We start from the raw sequence: 25,340 nt of genomic DNA, 5'->3' as shown, positions 1-25,340 counted from the left end.
TTAAGTCAGCGTTGTTACTTAACGCTGCCGCCGCTCGTGTCACTGCCACTGTGTACGTCTTCGTTGTCGTGCCATCCTCTGCCGTTACCATCGTCGTGATCGTGTTGCTTCCGACACTCAAGCTAATGTCTCCCGATGCTGCTCCGCTCGCAACTGCTATGCCGTTCACCGTCACCGTCGCGCCGGCGTCCGATACCGTCGTTGTTGCCGTGATGCTGCTCACGCCATTAGCCACGCTCGCCGTGTAACTTATCGTGTCAGACGCAAACACCGGGCTCAGCGTTCCGCTCGATAACGACAACCCGCTTAAGTCAGCGTTGTTACTTAACGCTGCCGCCGCTCGTGTCACTGCCACTGTGTACGTCTTCGTTGTCGTGCCATCCGCTGCCGTTACCACCATCGTGATCGTGTTGCTTCCCACGCTCAAGCTAATGTCTCCCGATGCTGCTCCGCTCGCAACTGCTATGCCGTTCACCGTCACCGTCGCGCCCGCGTCCGATACCGTCGGAGTTGCGGTGATACTGCTCACGCCATTAGCCACGCTCGCCGTGTAGCTCATCGTGTCAGACGCAAACACCGGGCTCAGCGTTCCACTCGATAACGACAAGTCGCTTAAGTCAGCGTTGCTGCTTAGCGCTGCCGCCGCTCGTGTCACCGTCACGGTGTACGTCTTCGTTGTCGTGCCATCCTCTGCCGTCACCACCGTCGTGATCGTGTTGCTGCCCACGCTCAAGCTAATGTCTCCCGATGCTGCTCCGCTCGCAACTGCTATGCCGTTCACCTTCACCGTCGCATTGCTGTCCGACACCGTCGGTGTTGCCGTGATGCTGCTCACGCCATTAGCCACGCTCGCCGTGTAGCTTATCGTGCCAGATACAAACACCGGACTCAGCGTTCCACTCGATAACGACAAGCCGCTTAAGTCAGCGTTGCTGCTTAGCGCTGCCGCCGCTCGTGTCACCGTCAATGTGTATGTGTTCTTCGACGTGCCGTCCTCCGCTGTCACAAATATCGTGATCGTGTTGCTACCCACATTCAGGGTAATCGCACCCGATGCACTGCCGCTTGCCACCACCGTACCATTTACTGTTATCGTTGCCTTGCTATCTCTCGCCGTCGGTGTAACCGTGATGTTGCTCACGCTGTTCGCCACGTCAGCAAAGTATTTGGTATAGTTCAATGGGTCTTCCATAGGTGTGCCGCTTGATAACGTCAAACCGTTGTGTTTTAAAACCGAGTCAATGCCAAGCAAACGCGTCACCGTCAACGTGTACGTCTTCGTCGTACCGTCCTGCGCTGTCACCAGTACTGTGATCGTATTACTGCCCAAGTTCAAATTTACCGGGGACTGGCTGCCACTTGTCACTACCGTCCCGTTCACCTCCACCGTCGCCCAGATGTCAGACAATACCGGCTTTACCAGGAGACTAGTCACACCATATAAGTTGCCTAACGCATAGCTGATGTTGCCAGGTTCAAAATCAATGTTATAAGGAATAACACCATTCTCTTGGTAAAAAGTCAAATCACTCAAATCCGCATTGCTGCTTAGCGCTGCCGCCGCTCGTGTCACCGTCACCGTGTACGTCTTCATCGTTGTGCCATCCTCTGCCGTTACCACCGTCGTGATCGTGTTGCTTCCCACGCTCAAGCTAATGTCTCCCGATGCTGCTCCGCTCGCAACGGCTATGCCGTTCACCGTCACCGTCGCTCCGTCGTCCGATACCGTCGGCGTTGTCGTGATACTGCTCACGCCATTCGCTACGCTCGCCGTGAAACTTGTCGTGCCGGACGCAAACGCCGGACTCAGCGTTCCGCTCGATAACGTCAAGCCGCTTAAGTCAGCATCGCTGTATTGTATAATCCTTCCATTATCCCCCACCACTACATAAGTACCGCTGGAAGAGATAACACCTCTAAGTGTATCCGTGATTCCTGACGAGCGACTCGTCCAGGTTATCCCGTCGCTGGAGGTCAATATCCTACCACTGTCCCCCACCGCTATAAACTTACCATCTTCGTATGTGACACTACGAAAATGAGTGCCAATTCCCGACGTGCGGCTTGTCCAAGTCACCCCATCATCAGAGGTCAATATTAATCCTACTACCCCTACCGCTACATACATGTTGGTACCGTTGCTGACGACATTCGTAAGTGTATTTGTATGTAACGGGGATGTTTGGTCCGTCCAGGTCACTGCATCACTGGAAGTCAAAATCGCTCCACTCTCTCCCACCGCAACAAACTTACCGTTGCCGTACGTAACAGCAAGAAGTTGATTCGTGGTGCCTGTTGAGCGAACCATCCAGGTCGCTCCATCATCGGAACTCACTATCATTCCACTGCCTCCCACCGCCACAAATTTATCAGCACCATAGCTGATACCATTTAACGGATTCGCGCTACCCGATTCAGATGTGTCTGTCCAAGTCACTCCATCAATTGAATTCAACACTTTTCTAGAATTCCCCACCGCCACAAACTTATTATTGCCATAGGTGACGGCATTAAGTTGATATAGACCTGACCTACGGATCGTCCAGAATGCTCCGTCATTGGAAGTTACTATCGTATCATCTACTCCAACAGCCACATACATACTGTTTCCATAGCTCACACTACGAAGATTATTCGGGCTACCCGATGTACGACTCGTCCAACTTACTCCATCAGTAGAACTCACTATCATTCCACTGCCCCCCACCGCTACAAACATGCCGTTGCCGTAGGTCACGCCCTGAAGGCTATTCGAGGTATTAGACGTCCTGTTCGTCCAACTTACCCCATCACTGGATGCCAATATCGTTCCATTATTCCCAACCACTACAAACGAACCGTTACCGTAGCTAACACCATAAAGGAAATTCATGTTACCCGACGTACGCCTCGTCCAACTCTCTCCATTACTGGAGGTCAGTATGGTTCCAGTGAACCCTACTGCTATATACATATCGTTGTCGTAGATAACATTCATAAGATGACTACTTTCATCCGAAGAGCTATTAGCCCAGGTCGATCCGTCACTCGATGTCAGTATCGTCCCACTTCCCCCCACCGTCACATACTTACCATTGCCATAGCTCACGCTACTAAGATCAATCAGCGTGTTCGACGTCTTGCTCGTCCAACTTTCGCCATCACTCGAGGTCAGTATCGTCCCACTATTCCCCACCACCACAAACTGGCCATTGCCAAAGTTGATACCAATAAGATAATTGGTGGTTCCCGACGAACGCCCCGTCCAACTTATACCATCACTTGAGCTCAATATCTTTCCATGTGACCCCACCACTACATACAAACCACTACCGTAGCTAATGTCATATAAGTCGTTTGTTGTTCCCGACGTACGGCTCGTCCAGCTTACTCCATCACTAGAGGTCAATATCGTTCCGTTGTCCCCCACTGACATATACATGCCATTCACGTAGCTAACGCCATTCATATCTTGACTCGTGGGTATCGGACTCCGAATATTCCACTGATCATAAGAAGCTGCCGAAGCCAACGCAGGAATCAGGCCTCCCAAAATGAATAATAAGGTTAATAAGAAAAAAAATCGTCTGATCATAGTTATTCCACTCACCTATTCCTAATTAATATTGAGCTTATTTAGAAAAGTATAACAATGACAAGGAGTTGAATTCTTAATGAATTCTTAACGGAATTCAAAATGTATATCTGTGCTACACTTTCTTCTGGCAACCTGATATATTTTAATAAAAAGTGACAACTATGGAGAGTGACCTACCCCTGATGAATTCAGACAAAATTCTAATCGTTGACGACGAACCCGAAATCCGTCAGCTCATCCGCATTCACGTCGAACATGCTGGAATGGAAGCTTTCGAAGCTGAATCAGGACATGAAGCAATAGCGCAACTAAAGGGAGCTCCCTTTAGCTTGATGATTCTCGATCTGATGATGGATGACCAAAACGGATTCGAGGTCTTACACTATCTACGAGAGAATGAAATGGAGCTACTAGTCATCGTGCTTAGTGCCAGAAGAAACGAAGAAGACAAAATCACCGCACTCGGTCTTGGCGCAGTAGATTTCGTTACGAAACCCTTTAGCCCACTAGAGCTTATTGCCCGTTTACAAACCAATCTCAGACGACTACGTCCCAAAGCTCATCTCAATACCGCTGTGATTCAGCTGAATAATTTGAAGCTCGATGTTGACAATCTACTCCTTGTTAATCATGGAGAAAGCTATACCTTGACCCAGATGGAGTGCGAACTCCTTCAATTGTTTATGAGAAATCCTGATCGCGTACTAACCAAAAGAGAAATCTATCAGCAAATCTGGAATCACGAAAATTATGATGATAACACGTTAAGCGTTTTTATGAATCGGCTACGCAAAAAGATAGAACCTCTCCCCTCTTCTCCTCACTATATTCATACGATTCGAAGTGTGGGTTATCGTTTTTCGGGAGATGGACTATGAAACTTCGTACAAAAATGTGGATTTTCGTCATTTTGAGTTACGTAATAAGCTTGGTTGTATTCCTCGTTCTCATCAGAACAATAGCGAATGTCGCTAATGATGGATATTCCTTGCATATTCTGGACAATATTGCACATTCCGTACTGGAATCCGCCCAGGAGCAGCAAGTATTCAGTGAGCATGGAATTGAATCAGCTTTAACGCCTTTTTCCAAGGAGCATCCGAAAATCCGTTTTGAATGGATCGCCTCTGATGGCACAGCGATATACGACTCTTCGGGCATCATGAACCATTATCAATTTAAAGAACTGTTCGATCGATTTCTCGACATGAGATATACACTATCAACCGACGGAAATCAGGTTTCACTGGCCTATGCATCAGAACAGAATGGAGAAACCTATTATTTACTAATGGGATTGCCTACTGATGCGTTAAAGCCAGGCCAAATGTATTTCTACGTTCGTTCCTTTTCCGTATATTTTATTTTTGCATTACCTATATTGGTCGCATTTTTAATACCATACATACTATCTTCATGGTATTTTTACTCCATTAATCGACGTATCCGCAAGTTAAATATGGCGTTGAATCAAGTTAATATCCAAACGAATGTAATGGAACTGAAGGATAACTCCAAGGATGAAATCGGTCATCTCACTCGGCATTATAATGACATGACTCGAAGAATACGAACGCAAGTCAATCAAATCGAACAATTGGAGAATAATCGCAAGCTCTTGCTGTCTAATTTATCCCACGATTTGCGAACACCTTTAACTATGATGCTTGGCTATGCTGAGTTGATTCGAACTGGCCATTACAAAGATGAGAAGGATCTGCAAACCAGCGCCAAAATCATTCTTCAACGCTCCCGATACATGGCCAAACTTCTTGATCAAATACTCGACGTTTCACGACAAGAAACCGATAAGCTGGAAATCCATTTCTCCTCCTATAACTTATCCGAGCTTATTCGAAAAATTGCTTCTGATTACCTTTTTGTTATTGATGAACAGGAATTTTTATTTGAGGTAGCCTTACCGGAAATGGAGGTTTTTGCATGGATTGATGCTTCATTAATCGAAAGAATGCTCCGCAACTTGCTAGATAATTCCATTCGTTATGGGAAGGATGGACACTTTCTCCACATCGAGCTGATTGAGGAAGAACAAACTGTGTGTATTGTAGTGAAGGATAAAGGTGCAGGAATTCCTCCAGCAGAACAGGAGCGAATCTTTGAACGGTTCTATCGTGTAGATCGGGGAAGAAAGGGTGAAGGCCTTGGCATCGGACTATCTATCGTAAAGGATATAGTCGAGGCGCATCAAGGCAATATTCAACTGACCAGTATCCCCTACGAGGGGACTACATTTCTCATTAAGCTGCCGAAGAACTAGATGAATCCTTATCAAACAGAGCCCATTACTGCTTCTTATGCAGTAGTGGGCTCTGTTTGTTGTGCAAAGTGACATTTATTTTCTCGAGCATCACGGTTATTTATCAACTCTGTGTAATAATACGACCGACTCCACATGTGTGGAGCACTTACGCTCCTATTCGCAGATTGAGCATCGCCGCTTCTACCCTCAATTCGATCCTCTGCTTTACCACTAGCGATGATACGGTTCACCGTAACATCTATAGAGCGAAATCGAAGGCACCCTAAATGGATTGGCGCAACTCCTGAATATCCTTGGTCGGCGGACTTCCGTACATGCGGGCGTATTCCCGGCTGAACTGGGAAGGGCTCTCGTAGCCTACCCGAAACGCCGCATCGGAGGCTTGAACGGATTCCGTCAACATGAGGCGTCTCGCCTCTTGCAGACGCAAGGTCTTCTGGTATTGCAAAGGGCTCATTGCCGTGACGCGCTTGAAATGCTTGTGGAACGCTGACACGCTCATGTTCACGGACTTGGCGAGCTGCTCGACCTCGATCGGTAGGTTGTATTGTCGGTTGATCGATTGGATCGCCTGCGAGATGTTATGCGAATGACTACCGATAAGCGCGAGTTGGCGAAAGACCGCGCCTTGTTCGCTTTGAAGAACCCGGTATAGGATCTCGCGGACAATCAGCGGCGATACTATCAGAATGTCCTCCTGCTCGTCGAGCAGCCGCATAAGCCGTACGAGCGCTTCGAGCATCGCGGGGGTCGATCGGTTGACCTTGATGCCGCGAGCGGACGCGGCAGGCGCGGGGACTGAAGAACTCATTTCTCTGACGATATCCAAAATGACATCGTTGTCGAAGCTAAGTTTGAGGCTTAGATATGGCGTCTCCGGAGACGCCTCGATGATTCGACCGAGGATGGGCAGGTCGACAGAAACGACGAGGTAGGTAGACGGATCGTAGCAGTAGGTCTCGTCAGCCAGCGAGGCCGTTTTGGCGCCTTGCGCCACGACGCAAATGGACGGCTTGTACACGGATTCCATCGGCTCCGACAATTCGGTGGCATGCATTAGCTGCAAGGAAGGCACGACAGTAGGGTGCGTCCCGGTCGAGGGAGCATGGCGGAGGATCAAGGACGCCAGTTGCCGCTGGGCCAGCTTCAAACGTTGCTCTTCGTTTATCGTATTCATCAAGGAGACTTCCTTTCCTGGGAGATTGCATCTTACCTATATAATAGCTGGACGGAAGAGAATTAGGCAAAGATCGAACAGGTATGGTCTACCGCCGCGATATGTCGTTTGGTTATCATAAGGATGCGAGGTCGAACAAGAAGGCATAGCCGGTCGACTGATATCCGGATAAAGGAGCGAATGACAATGAGTTTGAACGGCAAAGTTGCAATCGTAACGGGAGCATCCCGAGGCATCGGACGGCAAATCGCTATCCAACTGGCACAGTTGGGTGCGAAAGTGGTCGTCAACTATTCCTCCAACGAGGTGAAAGCCGAGGAAGTCGTGGAGACGATCGGGCAAGCCGGAGGCGAGGCGCTGGCTATCCGAGCGGATCTGGGCAAGATAAGCGAAGTCGAAGCGTTGTTCGAGAAGACGCTCGAGCGATACGGGCGCATGGACATTCTAGTCAATAATGCCGGCACGATGGAGAACGCGGCGATCGGGGACGTATCGGAGGATAGCTTCGACCGCCAATTCGCTCTTAACGTGAAGGGGACTTACTTCGCTTGTCAACAAGCGATGAAACATATGTTGCCGGGCGGAACGATCCTTAACTTCTCGACATCCGTGTCGGGCGCGATGCTTCCGACCTATAGCGTCTACGCTGCGACGAAAGGCGCGGTTGAGCAATTGACCCGCCAACTGGCGAAGGAGTTCGGCCCCAAGGACATCATTATCAACTGCATTGCGCCCGGGCAAGTGGCAACGGAATTGTTCCTAAACGGCAAATCGCCGGAGCTGGTCGACTCGTTCCGCCGGATGAACGCGTTCGGGCGATTGGGCGAACCGGAGGATATCGCGAACGCGATCGAACTGCTCGTCAGCGACAAGGCCCGTTGGATCACAGGACAGACGATTCGAGTTAACGGCGGGTTTAATTGAATAGAAAGGCAAGGCCAGCAAGTCGTTAATTTAGGTAGCCAGGCACAAAGACACGCACCTTTACAAGGTTGCGTCAGACTGTCGAGAAAGTCTCGGCAGTCTTTATTTTCTTGATATTCGAACCTTACACATATTATAATCATCAATCTGCTATGAAGAGCGTGAATAATATCAGTCTTCGCAACTGCCTCGTCACCTTCGAACTCGAAATAATCTACAGTGGTTAGGTCTCTTAGAGAATTTACAACCCACATTTGCTCAAACTTACTCTATAAAAAAACGAAGACTAAACGCCGGTCCGTTAAAACAAATCGTGCTGACCCATGGACATCCCGATCATGTCAGAAAATTACACGCTATTGGCAGCTTAAAACCTTGTTTTAAACCAGGTCATTCGCCGCGACACGTCGTCTTCTATCACGAAAAAGATCGGATTATGCTATGTACAGCCGTTGTCTCTACTGATGGCTCTGACAAACCGTCTCCACTATGAATTCTTCATACTTGTGATGCGGTTCAGCACGAATAATCTTAAACATCCTACCATCAAACTTAAAATGAACCATCTGTTCCATACACAATCTTTCTATTGAATTCCTATTTTTCTTTTAGCACCAACTCCCTATATACATTTCGCTACCATTCTCCATCGAGTCAACATGACTCTCTAACCGATTACCTAGCACGCTACAGAAAACCCCCAAGTCATCATTGACTCGGGGGTTTGTCGTTACTTTCCAACTATTCAAGCTATCAATCTATCCATTCTGCTCAATACCAACAAGCACAACATCGCCCTCCAAGCAAAGCGGGAACGTCTCTACCTGTCCGGTGTCTGGGAGCTGAACCTCTCCCGTGACCAAGCTTATTTTACAATCACGAAGCGGACAATACACATACTCGCCGCTGACAAGACCCTCAGCGAGAGGGCCTCCCTTCTGATGCCCTGTTCTATTCTCCAATGCGTACAGCGTACGTTCGTCCAATCGGAATATGGCGATTTCCGTTCCGCCGCTGCCCAGTTTAACAACCTTCCCTAGATGCAAAGGAAAATCTGCAAGACTTCCTACTGGATAATACGCTACTTCACCTTTACTCATAACGGCTTCCATATCGCTGCCTCCCCTAAGTCATCTGAATGTGCTCGTATAGCCGATGCTGCAGCTCTTCACTCTCTACAACCTCACCCCACGGATCATACAGCCCTTGCAGAGCCCGTTCAATACTTGCCATAAGCTCTTCTCGGCGTGCTTTGTTCTCGACAATTTCACTGACAATTGCAGGCAGGCCGAGCCGCTCCACCCATTCCGATGTCCGCTCCCCGTACTTTCCGGTTTCTCGATAGAATTGGATAAAAGCACCTGCGAGCTCGATAAGCTCTTCATCCGTTTTCACCTTGCATAATAGATCCGCAGCCCGCAGCTTAATCCCGCCGTTGCCGCCGACATAGATCTCCCAGCCCCCATCGTTGCCGATGATGCCGAAGTCCTTAAACGCTGGCTCCGCACAGTTGCGCGGACAGCCGTTAACGGCCATCTTAAACTTGGCTGGCATCCATAGCCGTTCGAACTTCTTTTCCAGCAGGATTCCCATACTAAGGGAATCCTGTGTCCCGAACCTACAAAATGTAGAGCCAACGCAGGTTTTCACCGTACGAATCGCCTTCGCATATGCATAACCCGACGGCATACCGAGATCTTCCCACACACGCGGAAGGTCTTCTTTCTTCACGCCTAGTAGATCCAGTCGTTGTCCACCTGTTACCTTGACCATTTTCACTTCGAATTTGTCAGCTACATCGGCTATTTTGCGCAGCTGCTCCGGTGTTGTCACCCCGCCGTACATCCGAGGAACAACCGAATACGTGCCGTCCTTCTGAATATTGGCATGCAGCCTCTCGTTAACGAACCGGGAGTCCTTCTCATCCTGGAAGGCATCCGGCCATACCATGCCGATATAATAGTTGATCGCTGGTCTGCATTTCGTACAGCCCTCTGGATTTTGCCAACCCATCACATTCATGACTTCGCGAACATAAGTTAATCGCTTATCCCGAATGGCCGCAATGACATCCTCTCGGCTATGCGTGGTGCAGCCGCAAAGCGACTCGACTGCGCTATGACTGCCCTCATATTTGTCACCAAGCGCCAAGGTTAGAATCTGCTCTACCATCGGCTTGCAGCCTCCGCAGGAACGGCTGGCACCCGTGGAGCTTTTGATCTCATCCACTGTACGCAGTCCATTATTTGTAATGGCATGCATGATCATGCCCTTGGTTACCCCGTTGCACCCGCATACGATTTCATCAGAAGGCATAGCTGCAACGAAAGAGAGCGGATCTGCGTCATCTATATGCTTCGAGCCTACGAGCTGCTCGTGAATGTCCTGTGTCATCGGCTCATGCACCTTCACCCACTTGGACAGCTGCGCAGAGTCTGTCATATCTCCGAATAGAACGCAGCCGACGATACGATTCTCACGGAGAAGCACTTTTTTATACGTCTTCTTCCAATGGTCCTGCATGCGGATAACATCTAGTTCAGGCGCATCCTGAAACTCCCCAGCGGAGAATACATCAACGCCGGATATTTTCAGCTTGGTGGATACGATCGTTCCTTGATACGGCTCCACAGGCAGACCGCATAGATGCTTCGCTAACACGGCGCCTTGCTCAAATAGCGGTGCTACAAGGCCGTAACATATCCCCCGATGCTGATTGCATTCACCAACCGCATATACATCCGGTGCGCTTGTCTGCATAAAGTCGTCCACGATAATGCCTCTTGCCGTTTCTATGCCGCAATCGCGAGCCAGTGTCGCCTCCGGCAAAATGCCTACCGCCATCACGAGAAAATCCGTTTCCAGCGACGAACCATCTTCGAACTGCAAGCGATCTACGCGCGTTTCTCCGTCAATTGCAGTTGTCTTCTTGTTCAGTAGGAAACGAATACCCTGCGCCTCAAGCTCCGCTTGCAGCATAGACGAAGCGACGGGGTCCAGCTGTCGTTCCATCAAATCCGGGAATAAGTGAACGACCGTTACTTCCATTCCCAGCTTTAGAAGTCCCTTCGCGGCTTCAAGCCCAAGCAAGCCGCCGCCGATAACGGCCGCCTTCTTCCATTCACGCGCCGCACTTGTCATGCGCTCACAATCCTGTAAATCGCGGAAGCTGACAATACCTTCTTTATGTATCCCAGGAATCGGCAGCATAAACGGATTAGATCCTGTAGCGATGATCAGCTTGTCATAGTCGCTAGAAGTCCCATCGCTCAATTGTACGCGTCTGGACTCGGTATCGATATGCGTGGCCTTTATGCCAGTCAATAAAGTAATCCCATGCTGCTCATACCACGAATAATCATTCAGAATGATTTCCTCAAACGTTTTGCTTCCTTCCAATAAGTAGGACAATTGGATACGATTATAATTGGGATGCGGCTCTTTGCCAATGACCGTAATCTGGTATTTGTCCGGCGCAAGCTTCAATACCTGCTCGATTGCATTCACTCCCGCCATGCCATTACCAATCAGTATCAGTTTCTCACGTGTATCATGCAGTCCAGCCATTTTTAGTTCCTCCTCGGAAAACCTGATGTACATCGTCTATGAAAAAAAGGATTCTAAATCCAATAAAATTTTCTCTGTTAGGGGGAAAATCACTTGTTCTTCCATCGTGAAATGATCATTCAATAATAGACAAGCTTGAACGAGATGAGCCGCTGCTTCCGAAAGCTGTTTTTTGACGGCTGTCGATTGACTATCTATTACCGCCTCGTCGAACGAATGGATAAAGGAAACGCTCAGTTGATGGTCCTTCTCGAGCACCCATAAGGATGGCCGTATCGTAGGAACGGGCTCTCGGTTGAAATAAGACATAAGGAACGGGAATAAATCTTGTTTCTCCCAAGCGAAATGCTGCTCCAGATCATCCATAAAGAGAGGCAGTTCGCCTTTCAGTTGCTGAAGGATTTGCAAGCCCTTCTCTGTATCGTCAATTAGAATGACTTCCTTGGCATGCGATTCAAACATTTTCAATTGATTTCGTAAGTGCTGATGCTCCTCCTTCAATCGGTCGGTTGCAAAGGAAATCATAGCCGGGTTAGATGATGCAAGCCCTGAACCATTGTTTAAGACATTTACCTCCATTCCAAATCCCTCCAAATACTTAGTTCAATTCACCTTATTGTATAAGTATATGAGCGCAAGCCAATTCTAGCTGTGCGGTAGATCACACTATCCGCCGATATGGGTATTTCCTCAGGCATATATTAGTTCACTTCCAACCGCTGCATGACCTCATAATCGTCCATCTTTTTTATGCTGGCTACAAAATTCAAGTCAACACCGTTTTTGTTCCAATACGAATCATCCCGCTCTCCCAAGGAAACATGCTTTAGCAACGCAGAAAGCTGCGTTTCCCCCTGACCAAGAAGTGGAACAATATATGTAGCACATGTCCGATCATAGATACCGTGTAAGGGATAACGTTTCCCGGCTATTACAGGAACGACCGCTTCATAACCATCGCGTTTCCTTCCTAGCAATAACTCAGCCGCTTTACTAGATATGAAAGGCATGTCACACCCGACAACCCACACAGAATCGTGCTTTGCGAGGGACAAAGCTGCGTGCATGCCCCCAAGAGGGCCTTGACCGACATAAAAATCGGTAATAATGCGTACAGATCGATTAACTATATTTAAAAAAGGGGTAGGATCATGGGTTACGACAATCAGTTCATCGCATATCTCCCGCATTCGATCCAATTGCCTCGCAATCATTGGTTGTCCGCCAAAAGGAAGGAGTGCCTTCATCTCCCCATTTAATTGACGATTTGCTCCTCCTGCCAAGACTACTCCCGAAAGCATCGCAATCACTTCTCCTATTCTGATTCTTATGCATATTACTACTCTCATTAAATCATCTCATTTAACTTGCCCGCTGTGACGTTTATCACATCGCATACTTTACACGTACAACATCAAAAAAAGCCCTCCTGAACAAGTTATCCAGGAAGGCTTCATCTATGTATTTCAATCCTTTACCTCTGCCCAACCTTTGTAATGAGACAAACCTCTGCGGCATCATTGCGTTTTTACTTTTTTGGTTGAAAAGTCTACACTGTTGTAGCCCTCCATATACGCCACGGTATCACTACCCGCTTCATCGCGCATTTCCGCATCTGATGCTCCCTCTTCGAACTCTAAATATCCTTCCATGTATGCCCGATTCCCATTCTGATAGCCTAATTGATTGCTAGCGTCATTCATTCCATCATAGTATTCATTATAGCCATTCGTGTACGCTGCGGTATTGCCATTCTGACCGTTGTCAGACTGAGCATCCTCGAATCCTTCACAGTAGTCGTCGTAGGCTGCCGTATAAGCGGACGCCGTATTCCTCTTCACAATACTCGCTTCTGCATCCCCCAGACCGCTCTCATAATTGTTAAAACCTAATTGATAAGCCTTGTGCCCCGCTGGCGGACCATTCATGCCGTTCTCAGCATCGACCCAGCCACTCTCATAATCGCTGAAGCCTGCTTCATAAGCCCGTCCGTCGCGAGCCGGAGCAGCTTCCCCACGTTGTGATATACCAAGCCGTCCTTCTTCATATTCATCGAACGCCCATTTGTAAGCATAATGGGTCTGCTGTGCATCGCTTCCTGCCTGATTATCGGTCAAACCAGCCTCATAGTCCTCATAACCAGCTAAGTAGGCAGCCGTATTGTGCTGTTTCATCTGATCGCCGTCCGCGTCCTTCCTGCCGTTTGTATATTCGTCGTGCGCAGCCACCCGCGCCTTGTTTGGATTAGCAGGATCATGTCCTTGCCGCGCTTTGACCAATCCATCATTATATTCATCATAAGCTGCTAGATAAGCTTGATAGTTGGATGCAGGAGCAATTGCCGCCTGCGCTGCCGCAAGACCGTCCAAATAATCCTGATGACCTGTTTCGTAACCTAGTTGATCTTTGTTGCAATCGGCTCCACTTTCTGCGCGTGCGAAACCGTCCAAATAATCTTTATACCCTGCGTCAAAAAAATCACTGATTAACTTATTCTTATTATCGATCCGAGCAGCCTGCCAGCCTAAGGTGTACATAGCTTCCTTCATATTCAGAATTCGCTTGTCCACATCCGAATAATGATCCAGCATTCTTGTAAATACAAGCTTAGTGTAGCATGTATACTCATGTTGACCCAGCCATTCAATCTCTGCTGCACTCAATTTGTGATACTCATCGATTACATGCGTCAATGCGTCTAACATATCGGCAATATCCTCTTTCTTCTTGGAAAGCTCATTCGTGATATGATTCCATGCTCCAACACTGGCGAAGTTGGAGCCGCGAAGCTCTGCTATCCCTTTCGAGTCTCCTTGGGAATCTAGAATAATCGCTTTAAGCACGAAGCCTAGATTAATCGGGGTGACCTTTTTCAAGTCCTTTCCTACCAATTGAGCGAGCGTCGAAATAATCGTTTGCTGCTTGTCGATCATTTTTTTGACCTCATTATAGAATTCCATAATGCCATCTGCCACTTCTTCGATGACCGGATCATAGCCCTTTGCTCCCTTGTTTTTGGTCACCGATAACTCGACCCATTTGTTGTCGACGAATTTTTTGTGGCTCGCATCAGGATTGTCGGCTCCTGCTATTGTCGCGACTCCTAAATCCTGAGGTGCTTGGACAACGCCATGCTTGGACTTGATGACGCAATTGACATATTTGGACAACTTCGAACGCCCGCCATTCACCGAGAGCACATAAGCTTCACAATGCAGATCTGCATCGACATAATTGCTAGAATCGTCGGTAAGCGTTTTATCTATTTTTTCGCTAATATTTTTCACTTCCACATGATAATAAACAAAATGGCCCGATTCGTTTACCCATGATTTCACTTGGCTTTCAACGAAGTGCTCATGATCTTTGTTAGCCCTTTCCGTAATCGGAAATAAATTTTGCTCATAGCCCGGACCGCCTAGACTGTCATTAAGCAAATGTCCGCGAATGTACCGATTTTCTAGACCTGGATGTTTTTTACGATTGGTCGGCAAATGCCGCATCAGGTTCCGCTGATCTGCTGGACCGAAGCCCTGCGGATGATTAGGCCCTAACTGGCTAGCGATCATTTCCTTTGCCCATGTATGACCTGTTGTGCTTTTTCCCGTCTTAAACTTCACGTCCTGCTTATCCGGCATACCATGTGAATCACCTTTATTCAGCTCAAATTCGTTGTTATTCGTAAATAAACAGGCGCCTTTCGGATTAATTTCCATGGCGACCTGCGCATTAGGTGTACCTAAATCTTTAAATCCGATTTGCTTCAAGCCAAACCGCAGCTGCAGCAGTGGGAAATAAGCACTGACCTCGTCTAAATTGTCGCACTTCGCAATGACCTTATCGACCGTTGACTGAGCAAGGCGAATGTCGCGTTCCATCTCTTCTCGCGAGCGCTTGGAATCAGTAGGCTGCATCGCTAAGATATCATCAAGAAACATCGCTTGCACTTCCACCTCTTCAAGCTCCTTCTCGCCCACTTCTTCCTGCATCTCAGATTCGCTTGGCATAGCCGACTGACCGCTAGGCTGCTGTTCTTTCACATCCGGCACCTTGTTTTTTGGAATTGAACCTTGAATCATACGCTGTACCGCTCTATTTCCGAAGCTTTTCTGTAGCTGCATCATCTCTTGAGCGCTAAGTAGAATACCGCTTGCCGTTTCCATCTGTCCCACTGGACTTGATGGCTGTTCCGCATGCTGGGACACGGTTTTCGCTTCCGTTTTAGGTTGGGATTTCGCGAACATATTGGATGACTCCCTTATAGCTCCTTTATTTTCCTATCCTTTAAAATCATAAGAGATTTCATCCGATTTGTCTCGTCCAATGATACGAAGAAAGGAAAGAACAACAAATAATGCCTCCAGCCACTCGAACGACATCAACGCAGTCAAAATATACAAAACCAGCAATGTCCCTGACGGACCAGCAGCCTGCGACTCGAGTGTTGGATCTATATGGGTGCTTACGTGCTGATGGCTTAGTTAGCCACACTCAGTTATAGTTATTTTTTACCAGAAATCCATTTGGTTATATCGTATAGTCTAATTGGATGGGAATTTAGCTTAAGAAGCGTATTCTTCTTCATACCTGAAAGGAGTGATGTTCTATGCAAAAATCAAGTATTCGTTGTGATAAATGCTGCCATTCGGTGGTTTTAAAAACAGGAGGATTCTTACTACTTAGATAAATGATCCTCCTGCAACAAAACATGGGAGGTAACTGCATGGAAATAGCGTTCAAAGATATTTCAAAAAGCAACTGGGAAGAGTGTATCCAGCTCAAGCTGCATGACGAACAAGTTCAATATGTTGCTCCAAATTGGTATTCCATTATTGAGGCCAGCTTTGACAACTCCTACGTTCCAAAAGCCGTATACTTAGATAGCCATATGATTGGTTTCTTTATGTTTGGTAAGGATCCTTCGGATCAGAGCTATTGGATTGTTCGATTAATGATCGATAAGCACTATCAAGGAAATGGATTGGGGAGAGCAACATTACTAAAAGGAATAGAACTAATTCGTAATAAACCAGATTGCAGTTCGGAAATCATTACGAGCTTCAAACCCGATAATAAAGCTGCTGGAAGCTTGTATGAGCAAGTTGGATTTAAGAAAACTGGACATATAATCGATGGTGAAGTGGTAGTCCGTTTACGAGTAAAATGAAGAACCTGTATAGATATTAATTACACTGGTTGCCGACATGCTCGGCAGCCTTTTCTGTATGGGACGAATGGGCTTTACTTCATTATTCCGATCCAATACGATATAAGCAGTCAAAACGGAATGAAACAGGTAGAAAAGTCCCTTTAAACTTAAATACCTATCTCTTTAGTTCATATATTTATCATTTAACATGAAAGGAGCCCGCTACATGAGTACTCATGATTATTATGGATTCTGGAATGAAGCGAATGTGACCATTCGGGATATACGGTATATAAGGATAGAACCAAGCAGAGAAAGGACTCGTTATCGCTTGCCGACAAGCAGTTATATTTACATCACTAGAGGAAGCGGTGTTATATGGCTGGACGAGCAGTTGCACCGGGCAAGCAGTAATTATTTGCTGCATGGCGCCAAAGGGATGGAGCTCGTCATAGAAGCATCGGATTTTCTAGAATACTATATTCTATTGTACCGAGCGGAACGAAATCCGACGAGAGATTCGTCCTCCCCTAAGCATGCCGAAGCATTAGATCCTCCTCTTCAGCCATATGGGTACGCTCCGATTTATCCAGCAGAACTGCGAAGTACAATGGAACAAATGTACCTTGCCTGGAAAGCATCGACACAGCTTGAACGCCTGCATGTCAAATCGACCTTTTATCATTTTGTTTACCATCTTCTATGGCAAATGCAGCGACAAGATATCATTCCAATGAGACCCAATTTACTGGACCAAGCTATTCGTTATATGAACGATCATTACAATAAACCGATTACAATCGAAATGATAGCAGATGCGCTGAATTGCAGCACTCGTTATTTGAACAAGCTATTCAGCCAGAAGCTGCAGGATAGCCCTATCCGTGTACTGAGACAGATTCGTATGGATCATGCTGTATACTTGCTGAGTCATTCTGACATGAGCTTGCATGAAATTGCCGAAAGAGTAAGCTATTCCGATGCACGGGCATTGAGCCGAGTGTTCAAGAACCATCTTGGAATGTCGCCCTTGCAGTATAGAATGGACAATACTACGCGTAATACAGTTCCGAAATTGTCATCGAGTAGTTCCGATGGAGTCGTTGTGTCTGCTTTACCTCGATGCTATATTGATAACGGTTATCATAATCAATTGAAATATCATCGAAGGGAAGAAGCAACCATGTTTAAGTCATCTAAACCATCTATTGCTGCTGTAATGTTCATTTGCTTCGCAGTCCTGCTTGGGGCCTGCGGTAATGCAACAGGCAATTCGCCAGCTAATTCAACTGTTACGAATGAGGGAACCGTTCCCTCACCTGAACAAACTGCCAATGCAGTGGAAGAGTCTGCAGAAACGAGTACAAAAAGCTACAGTGATAAGTTTGGAGAACGTCAAATTCCGGTTAACCCGCAAAAAATTTATGCGATGGGTGCCGCCTCTCCACTGCTCGCATTAGGTGTCCAGCCAATTGGTGCTCCCTCTTACGAAGTAGCGCCGGATTACTACTTGAGCAACTATCCGGACAAAATTAATATCGTTGGGGACTATCCACCCAATTATGAGGCAATCGCTGATTTAAACCCAGATCTAATTCTAGCCGCAGACTACATCGATACTGAAGTTTATGAGCAGCTTGCGAAGATTGCACCAACAGCTACATTTCTTTGGCAAGGACAAGATATTTATGATCAACTGAAGCAGGTAGCCGGCATTGTGGGGAAAACCGCTGAAGCTGACGAATGGATTAAAACCCATCACGAAAAAGCAGAAAAGGCTAAATTAGAAGTTCAACAATCGGTTCAACCTGACGAAACGGTCTCCATTCTTTGGATCTATAAGGATTCCTTCCAGGTTGTCGGCAATCGGAATGTCGGTCATGTCATTTATGATCTGCTGGGAATAAAACCGCTTCCAGCTATTCAACAAAAGATCGACGAAGGAAAAAAAGAATTTGTTTATACGGACAAGCTTTCATTAGAAGTATTGCCCGAGTATGATGCCGATCACCTTATTGTGATGGTATCCGATGTAGAAGCAGGCTCTGAAGAAAACTATAAAATCATGCAAGAATCGGCCATTTGGAAAGGGCTCCAAGCAGTCAAAAATAACAAAGTACATGAAGTACCCTATGATAAATGGTGGTCATATACCGTGTTAGCTTCAGATGGATTACTTAAGGATTCCGTTGAGCTTTTCAAGCCATAATGTAAAAATAAACCCCGTTAACTATTCTATCCTTTCGTTCTCATATCGGAAGGATAGAATCTTTTTTTCTCCCGATTATCCACCCTCCATTGCCCTGCTATCGAAATTCTATTTTTCAAATTAAGCTACTACATTAAATATAAAAGGAATGAATAATAAACAAGCTTTACATTTCATGTCATGTATTTAAATATTTAATAGTGACAAAAAAGAATTGACTCCTTTACGAAATTTAATTTAATATTCATAATGCAGTCTTGTGTTAAAGGCTGTATCTAGGCAATTCTAGTACCGCATTAAAACTTATCTTTTTAAAGAGCGGTTTTTTTTTGACCACTTATTGATAATGATAATCATTAGTACTTTGAATTGTCACCCTGTATTTATTCATTTTACATAAGGAGAGATTAACAACATGTTGGGTAGTGTATTGGGAACAAATGTAAAGCAGAAGATATCCATCGCCATTTTAATTTCATTATTCGTTTCTTTGCTTTCAGGTTTTTCAGCGACTGTGAATGCAGCGCAATTGGAGCTCACTCCTGCGACTTTAAACTACGTGAAATACGCTGACAAAAATGTATCGTATGACGGCACCGTTGGCAGCAACTATTACGATGCGAAAACCTATGAGCTTAGTGGACAGAAGTATCTTCGCGTAAGTGTATTAGAATCAGCAATTAATTTAAAGCTTGAAATTGACGGTGTGACTCCGACAGTAGTGTCATCTGTTTACAATGATGACGACGTCGTAACTGCAAAAGTGTTTGACTATCCAATCGAGAGCTTTACTGCTCCATTAGCCGGTAGAATTACTTACAGTGCTGGCGGCTTCCAAGGTAACCACCCTACGTATATCGTAATTAATCAAGATGCTACAGCTAATACGAGAGCCGCATTAAAGGCTAAGCTCTTAGAAGCCAATGCGATTACAAACAAAAGCAATGCTTTAACTCAAGCCATTGCAGTAGCAAATAGCGTTGATCACTTGCTCTCACGTGAAGCTGAGCTTCAAGCACAGCTAACTGCGCTAACTACAGCCATTGCAAAGGAATCCGTGGAACTAACCGCCGCGACATTGAACTATGTAAAATACTCAGACAAAAATGTGTCGTATGATGGTACAGTTGGCAGCAACTATTACGATGCGAAAACCTATGCATTGGATGGACAGAAATATTTACGTGTAAGCGTATTGGAATCAGCAATCAATTTAAAGCTTGTCATTGATGGAGTAACTCCGACAGTAGTGTCCTCTGTTTACAACGATGACAACGTCGTAACTGCAAAAGTGTTCGACTATCCAATCGAGAGCTTTACCACTCCATTAGCCGGTAGAATTACTTACAGTGCTGGCGGCTTCCAAGGAAACCACCCTACGTATATCATAATCAATCAAGATGCTACAGCTGATACGAGAGCTGCATTGAAGGCTAAGCTCGTAGAAGCGAATGCGACCGAAAACAAAAGTACTGCATTAACTCAAGCGATTTTAGTAGCAAGTGGCGTTGATCATTTACTATCTCGTGAAGCTGAGCTTCAAGCACAGCTAACTGCGCTAACTACAGCCATTGCAAAGGAATCCGTGGAACTAACCGCTGCGACATTGAACTATGTAAAATACTCAGACAAAAATGTATCTTATGATGGTACCGTTGGAAGCAACTATTACGATGCGAAAACCTTTGAACTGAACGGTCAGAAGTATTTGCGCGTAAGCGTGTTGGAATCAGCGATTAACTTGAAGCTTGTCATTGATGGTGTAACTGCTACAGAGGTAAACACGATTTATAATGACGACAACATTGCTATTGCAAAAATATTCGACTATCCAATTGAAAGCTTTACTGCTCCAATCGTCGGTAGAATTACTTACAGTGCTGGCGGCTTCCAAGGTAACCACCCTACTTATATCATCATCAATCAAGATGCTACAGCTAATACAAGAGCAGCATTAAAGGCTAAGCTCGTAGAAGCAAATGCCCTTGAAAACAAAAGTATTGCACTATCTCAGGCTATTACAGCTGCAAATGCCATAGATCACTTGCTATCACGTGAAGCTGAGCTTCAGGCACAGCTCACAGCACTAACTACAGCCATTGGAAAAGAATCAGTGGAACTAATTAATGCTACATTGAACTATGTAAAATACACAGATAAAAAAGTATCGTATGATGGTACTGTTGGCAACAATTATTACGATGCAAAAACCTTCGAGCTTAACGGGCAGAAGTATCTACGCGTAAGCGTATTGGAATCAGCGATTAACTTGAAGCTTGTCATTGACGGTGTAACATCGACAGAAGTAAATACGATTTACAATGACGACAACGTCGCTGTTGCAAAAGTTTTTGACTATCCAGTCGAGAGCTTTACAGCTCCAATAGTCGGTAGAATTACTTACAGTGCTGGCGGCTTCCAAGGTAACCATCCTACTTACATTTTGATTAATCACGATGCTACAGCTGAGACGAGAGCTGCATTGAAGGTTAAGCTAGCAGAAGCCATTGCAATAACAAACAAAAGCAATGCATTAGCTGAAGCTATTACAGCTGCAAATGAAGTAGATCACTTGCTGTCACGTGAAGCCGAGCTACAAGCACAGCTAGCTGCATTAACGACAGCCATTGGAAAAGATTCCGTGGAATTAGCAGCTGCTACATTGAACTATGTAAAACTCTCAGACAAAAATGTATCTTTTGATAGCACTGTTGGAAACAACTACTACGATGCAAAAACGTATGAATTCAATGGTCAGAAATATTTACGCGTAAGCGTGTTGCAATCATCCATTAATTTGAAGCTTGAGCTTGATGGCGTAACTCCGACGGTAGTATCTTCTGTTTACAATGATGAGAATGTTATAACAGCTAATGTTTTTGACTACCCGATTAACAGCTTCACTGAACCACTAGTTGGAAGAATTACTTATACTGCAGGCGGACGTCAAGGTGATCACCCTACTTACATCGTAATTAACCAAGATGCTACAGCGGAAACTAGAGCTGCATTGAAGGCTAAACTAGTAGAAGCAAACGCGATAACAAACAAGAGCAATGCATTAACTGAAGCCATTACAGCTGCAAGTGAAGTAGATCATCTGCTATCACGTGAAGCTGAGCTTCAAGCACAGTTGTCGGCGCTAACAACAGCAGTTGCGAATGAACCGACTGTTAGCCCGAGCCCTACTAGTAACCCGAATCCAATTTCCACTCCGAGCCCAACTGTAAGTCCGAGCCCGAGTCCTACTGTTAGCCCGACTCCAACACCGAGTCCGGTCACAGAAGGTCCTAAGTTTAATGATGTTCAAACACACTGGGCAGCAACGGAAATCGAACGCGCTGTAGCTCTTGGCATTACAAATGGTTATACAGATGGTACGTTTAAACCGAATGCTACTATTAATCGTGCTGAATTTACTACACTTATTGCTCGTGCCTTTAAGCTTGATAGCGCAACAGAAACGGTTACATTCTCAGATAATAATAATATTCCTGCATGGGCACAATCCTTGATTCAGCAAGTTGTTGCAGCAGGCATTATTAGTGGATATGAGGATAACACTTTCAGAGCTGCTTCCAATATTTCACGTTCTGAAATGGTTGTCATGATTGTTCGTGCACTTGGACTTGAATTAGAACCTGCTGACTCTTTAACGTTTGATGATTCACAAAACATTCCGCAATTTGCGAAAGCATACGTAGCTACAGCTTTGAAGCATGGTTTGATTAAGGGGAAAACCGAAACAGAGTTCGGACCTAACCTTGAAGCATCAAGAGCAGAAGCACTTACACTCATTCTTCGTGCAATTGATTATGCAGCTCCAACTGAGGAATAAGTGTTAAGCTACACGATTTCCATAGGTATTCATCTGAAATAATGGATTAAAAGGAAGAGATCGAGCTCTAACGATCTCTTCCTTTTTTATATAGTCGACCACTATACGAAATTGACGCGGTCCATGTCGAAAGAAAGCGTTTTTTTGCTTGGAGATATGCTTGTACGATGCTACACTTATGGTGAATATTTTGAGCAGAAATGTGCGCTAGGAGGCCCCGCAAATGCTAGTTAATCAAGCTAAGATTCGATGCTTCGGGCATTTTGTATTGCTTGCCCCAAGCGGGGAGCCCGTGAAGTGGCGTACCTCCAAAGCCGAAGAGCTAATGGCCTATCTCGTCCATCACCGCGGAGAGGCTGTAGACCGCTCGCGAATTATGGACGCTTTGTGGGGCAATGATGCTGCAAAAACATCCGCTTATTTCAACACAACGACACATTATCTCCGCAACAGCTTATTGCATATTGGATTAGCTGATATACTGCAGCATAACAAGGGGAAGTATTATATTCGGGCGGAAGCCTTTGATATCGACTCGCTTTCCTTTGAAGACTGGCTGCATTCCTGCAAGACCATTGATTCCAGCAATATTGCCGGCTGTGAGAATATGGCCAAGCTCTATGTCGGCGGATACTTTATGAGCAAGGATTACAGCTGGACCGAACAGCGCCGAGCTTTATTCGAGAACAAGTACCTAGAGCTTGTCATTGGGATGAATCACTATTATGTAAGAGAAGCGAACTACTCTGCCTCCGTTAAACTTCTCAAAAAAGCACTCAAATTCATCCCTTGGAATGAAGCGCTGCATGTCTTGCTCATACAAGCACATCTGAACGGCTATGACCGCCTCGCTGCGCTCAAACAATATGATGCGCTTAAGCGGATGTTACGGCGTGAATACCACGAGAAACCCGGGGATGAGATTAAACGGATGCTGCATATCATGATTTAGCACTTTTATATGATTCGACATCAATATAGTCAAAATATCTACTTCTTTCGACAAATTGAAAATTATGGAACTTTAATAGATTTGTCTTTTAAAACCCATATCTATCAGCCCTTTTAGCGCTATTTTTCCTCAAATTCCTTAAATTCTTGTTTATTGTCCTTTTGATAGAATAGAGCTACGTTTGATAACTATTACATATGAATAGGAGTTTGATTATGAAGAAGAAATGGATCACCATTAGTCTCGCAGCTTTGCTTAGCTCTTCTGCGCTTGCATTCACACCAGTTCCTGCACTAGCTAAAACATCCGCCGACTTCAATGATTTAAAGGACTTGGACGCAGCCACCAAAGCTAAGTTCGATGCATTGATTAGTGCTGGAATCTTTGATGGTGTCGCCGAAGGAAAATTTGGCTTGAAGGAAGAAATGAATCGCGCACAATTCGCAAAAGTAGCCGCGTTAATCTATGAGTTAGATGTTGATTCAAACTTGAAGCAGTCTAGCTTCACAGATGTGAAATCAGACGATCCTGCTAACGGTTATGCCTTGCCTTATATCGAAGCTCTTAAAAAATCCGGCATTACAGATGGCGTTAGCGAAAGTGCCTTTAATCCAGCCGGCAAGGTGAGCAAAGAGCAATTAGCCACTTTCCTCGTTCGCGGACTTGGCAAACGCGACGAAGCGGAATCAAAGCCTGGCGTTAATGATAATACGGTATCTGACTGGGCAAAAGGCTATGTTGAACTTGCCTTACAGCTTAAGATTCTGAATAACAATGCAGATGGAACATTCGGTGGCTCTACTAAAGCAACAAGAGACCTATTGGTCACTGGCGCGTATGAAGCCAAAGAAAAATTCGTGGAACTTCAGCCATCGCCGACTCCAACGGCTACGCCAGTACCTACACCTGTGCCGACACAGGCACCTACACAAGCACCTACAGCGACACCGTCACCTACAGTGTCACCTACAGCGGCTCCTGAAGTGTCAGCGATTGATTATACGCTTAAAGTTGGCAGCACCTTGAGTTCAGTAGCTATTGATTACGAGCATAATCAGGATCACAGCTTGAGAATTGCAAGAAGCGCTACCCCAATCTCTGAACCGATTGCCGGTACAAACGTATCTACAATAGACGATTTGAACAATTACACGGCAGGCACAGACATTTCGGATATTACGCTTATGCATTACATTGGCTTATACGAAGTGGACAGCACTGGAACTGTAGTGAAATTCAGCAATATCTTCTTAGAAGCACCTGAAACCATAACAACACCCTCTTTCAATTTTACGAAACACGATACTTCACCAGGCGGCGTCTTGAGCCTCAAGTTATTTCCAATCGTTGGGCTTCCTGATGCGGTTTCCTGGGAAGTTAAATCCGGTGCTGATTTAATTGCTGGAACGCCTCCTGTCGGTGCAATATTCGGTGGTGAACCAGGCGTATCTGGCACTTATTATGAACATCCAAATAACGTCGCAATCGCGGCTGTTGATAGCGAAGGTAAAGTAGTCGGATATACATTCCAGTCTACTGAATCAGTCGTTATAGTAATACCGCCAATGCCAAATCCATGCATAATTAATCCAATAATGTGTGGACCTATCATTATACCTATTCCTTAAGCAACATAAAATATTATCTATTCTAAACGAACAGGCCT

General features: G+C 45.7%; 16 protein-coding genes. 9 read left to right on the top strand and 7 right to left on the bottom strand.

The window, feature by feature from the left end:
• A partial coding sequence (locus FGT79_RS25015; protein WP_246096612.1) for a beta strand repeat-containing protein occupies positions 1-3,511 on the bottom strand: 3,511 nt, incomplete at its 3' end.
• A gap of 248 nt (positions 3,512-3,759) precedes the next feature.
• Here FGT79_RS25015 and FGT79_RS25010 point away from each other — a divergent pair.
• Both FGT79_RS25010 and FGT79_RS25005 read left to right on the top strand, forming a co-directional pair.
• Positions 3,760-4,455, top strand: coding sequence for a response regulator transcription factor (locus FGT79_RS25010; protein WP_171056435.1), 696 nt, complete (start codon positions 3,760-3,762; stop codon positions 4,453-4,455).
• A complete protein-coding gene (locus FGT79_RS25005) occupies positions 4,452-5,855 on the top strand; it encodes a sensor histidine kinase (protein WP_138755564.1) in 1,404 nt (467 codons plus the stop codon). Before FGT79_RS25010 ends, FGT79_RS25005 begins: the two co-directional genes overlap by 4 nt.
• A gap of 265 nt (positions 5,856-6,120) precedes the next feature.
• Here FGT79_RS25005 and FGT79_RS25000 read toward each other — a convergent pair whose 3' ends face one another.
• Positions 6,121-7,035 (bottom strand): AraC family transcriptional regulator, encoded by a 915-nt coding sequence (locus FGT79_RS25000; RefSeq protein WP_138755563.1) that lies wholly within the window; start codon positions 7,033-7,035, stop codon positions 6,121-6,123.
• A 186-nt stretch (positions 7,036-7,221) separates the two neighbouring features.
• Here FGT79_RS25000 and FGT79_RS24995 point away from each other — a divergent pair, with 186 nt between their 5' ends.
• On the top strand, positions 7,222-7,959 hold the full coding sequence (locus tag FGT79_RS24995; protein ID WP_138755574.1) for an SDR family oxidoreductase: 738 nt from the start codon (positions 7,222-7,224) through the stop codon (positions 7,957-7,959).
• Between the two features lie 184 nt (positions 7,960-8,143).
• Positions 8,144-8,452 carry an MBL fold metallo-hydrolase gene (locus FGT79_RS32655; protein WP_138755573.1) on the top strand — a complete coding sequence of 103 codons (309 nt, stop codon included), beginning with the start codon at positions 8,144-8,146 and terminating at the stop codon, positions 8,450-8,452.
• Between the two features lie 265 nt (positions 8,453-8,717).
• On the opposite strand, the gene FGT79_RS24985 is transcribed toward FGT79_RS32655, so the two are convergent.
• The 5 genes from FGT79_RS24985 to FGT79_RS24965 all read right to left on the bottom strand — a co-directional run bounded on the left by FGT79_RS24985 (position 8,718) and on the right by FGT79_RS24965 (position 15,770).
• Positions 8,718-9,071, bottom strand: a complete 354-nt coding sequence (locus FGT79_RS24985) for a nitrite reductase (NAD(P)H) small subunit (RefSeq protein ID WP_138755562.1) — start codon at positions 9,069-9,071, stop codon at positions 8,718-8,720.
• 13 nt (positions 9,072-9,084) lie between these two features.
• Positions 9,085-11,526, bottom strand: coding sequence for a nitrite reductase large subunit NirB (gene nirB, locus FGT79_RS24980; RefSeq protein ID WP_138755561.1), 2,442 nt, complete (start codon positions 11,524-11,526; stop codon positions 9,085-9,087).
• A 36-nt stretch (positions 11,527-11,562) separates the two neighbouring features.
• Complete coding sequence (locus FGT79_RS24975) at positions 11,563-12,105, bottom strand: hemerythrin domain-containing protein (protein WP_138755560.1); 543 nt, start codon at positions 12,103-12,105, stop codon at positions 11,563-11,565.
• 122 nt (positions 12,106-12,227) lie between these two features.
• On the bottom strand, positions 12,228-12,827 hold the full coding sequence (gene mobA, locus FGT79_RS24970; protein WP_171056434.1) for a molybdenum cofactor guanylyltransferase: 600 nt from the start codon (positions 12,825-12,827) through the stop codon (positions 12,228-12,230).
• 216 nt (positions 12,828-13,043) lie between these two features.
• Positions 13,044-15,770, bottom strand: coding sequence for a DNA/RNA non-specific endonuclease (locus FGT79_RS24965; protein ID WP_138755558.1), 2,727 nt, complete (start codon positions 15,768-15,770; stop codon positions 13,044-13,046).
• A gap of 479 nt (positions 15,771-16,249) precedes the next feature.
• Between FGT79_RS24965 and FGT79_RS24960 the strand changes: the two genes are divergently transcribed.
• The 5 genes from FGT79_RS24960 to FGT79_RS24940 all read left to right on the top strand — a co-directional run bounded on the left by FGT79_RS24960 (position 16,250) and on the right by FGT79_RS24940 (position 25,302).
• On the top strand, positions 16,250-16,693 hold the full coding sequence (locus FGT79_RS24960) for a GNAT family N-acetyltransferase (RefSeq protein ID WP_171056433.1): 444 nt from the start codon (positions 16,250-16,252) through the stop codon (positions 16,691-16,693).
• Positions 16,694-16,901: 208 nt separating this feature from the next.
• Complete coding sequence (locus tag FGT79_RS24955; protein WP_171056432.1) at positions 16,902-18,884, top strand: ABC transporter substrate-binding protein; 1,983 nt, start codon at positions 16,902-16,904, stop codon at positions 18,882-18,884.
• Positions 18,885-19,299: 415 nt separating this feature from the next.
• Positions 19,300-22,722, top strand: coding sequence for an S-layer homology domain-containing protein (locus tag FGT79_RS24950; RefSeq protein ID WP_138755555.1), 3,423 nt, complete (start codon positions 19,300-19,302; stop codon positions 22,720-22,722).
• A 223-nt stretch (positions 22,723-22,945) separates the two neighbouring features.
• Positions 22,946-23,674 (top strand): AfsR/SARP family transcriptional regulator, encoded by a 729-nt coding sequence (locus FGT79_RS24945; protein ID WP_138755554.1) that lies wholly within the window; start codon positions 22,946-22,948, stop codon positions 23,672-23,674.
• A 215-nt stretch (positions 23,675-23,889) separates the two neighbouring features.
• Positions 23,890-25,302 (top strand): S-layer homology domain-containing protein, encoded by a 1,413-nt coding sequence (locus FGT79_RS24940; protein ID WP_138755553.1) that lies wholly within the window; start codon positions 23,890-23,892, stop codon positions 25,300-25,302.
• The last annotated feature ends 38 nt before the right edge of the window (positions 25,303-25,340 follow it).

This window comes from Paenibacillus sinopodophylli (genome assembly GCF_005930355.1).
In the GTDB taxonomy this organism is placed as follows: domain Bacteria; phylum Bacillota; class Bacilli; order Paenibacillales; family Paenibacillaceae; genus Pristimantibacillus; species Pristimantibacillus sinopodophylli.
The sequence above is the reverse complement of the archived record's forward strand: the minus strand, read 5'-3'. Positions and strand labels throughout refer to the sequence as shown.

What these genes read in the sequence shown, in the direction of transcription:
- FGT79_RS25010 (WP_171056435.1), top strand. Translation starts at nt 3,760, where the DNA reads ATGAATTCAGACAAAATTCTAATCGTTGACGACGAACCCGAAATCCGT.
- FGT79_RS25005 (WP_138755564.1), top strand. Translation starts at nt 4,452, where the DNA reads ATGAAACTTCGTACAAAAATGTGGATTTTCGTCATTTTGAGTTACGTA.
- FGT79_RS25000 (WP_138755563.1), bottom strand. Translation starts at nt 7,035, where the DNA reads ATGAATACGATAAACGAAGAGCAACGTTTGAAGCTGGCCCAGCGGCAA.
- FGT79_RS24995 (WP_138755574.1), top strand. Translation starts at nt 7,222, where the DNA reads ATGAGTTTGAACGGCAAAGTTGCAATCGTAACGGGAGCATCCCGAGGC.
- FGT79_RS24985 (WP_138755562.1), bottom strand. Translation starts at nt 9,071, where the DNA reads ATGGAAGCCGTTATGAGTAAAGGTGAAGTAGCGTATTATCCAGTAGGA.
- nirB (WP_138755561.1), bottom strand. Translation starts at nt 11,526, where the DNA reads ATGGCTGGACTGCATGATACACGTGAGAAACTGATACTGATTGGTAAT.
- FGT79_RS24975 (WP_138755560.1), bottom strand. Translation starts at nt 12,105, where the DNA reads ATGGAGGTAAATGTCTTAAACAATGGTTCAGGGCTTGCATCATCTAAC.
- mobA (WP_171056434.1), bottom strand. Translation starts at nt 12,827, where the DNA reads ATGCTTTCGGGAGTAGTCTTGGCAGGAGGAGCAAATCGTCAATTAAAT.
- FGT79_RS24965 (WP_138755558.1), bottom strand. Translation starts at nt 15,770, where the DNA reads ATGTTCGCGAAATCCCAACCTAAAACGGAAGCGAAAACCGTGTCCCAG.
- FGT79_RS24960 (WP_171056433.1), top strand. Translation starts at nt 16,250, where the DNA reads ATGGAAATAGCGTTCAAAGATATTTCAAAAAGCAACTGGGAAGAGTGT.
- FGT79_RS24955 (WP_171056432.1), top strand. Translation starts at nt 16,902, where the DNA reads ATGAGTACTCATGATTATTATGGATTCTGGAATGAAGCGAATGTGACC.
- FGT79_RS24950 (WP_138755555.1), top strand. Translation starts at nt 19,300, where the DNA reads ATGTTGGGTAGTGTATTGGGAACAAATGTAAAGCAGAAGATATCCATC.
- FGT79_RS24945 (WP_138755554.1), top strand. Translation starts at nt 22,946, where the DNA reads ATGCTAGTTAATCAAGCTAAGATTCGATGCTTCGGGCATTTTGTATTG.
- FGT79_RS24940 (WP_138755553.1), top strand. Translation starts at nt 23,890, where the DNA reads ATGAAGAAGAAATGGATCACCATTAGTCTCGCAGCTTTGCTTAGCTCT.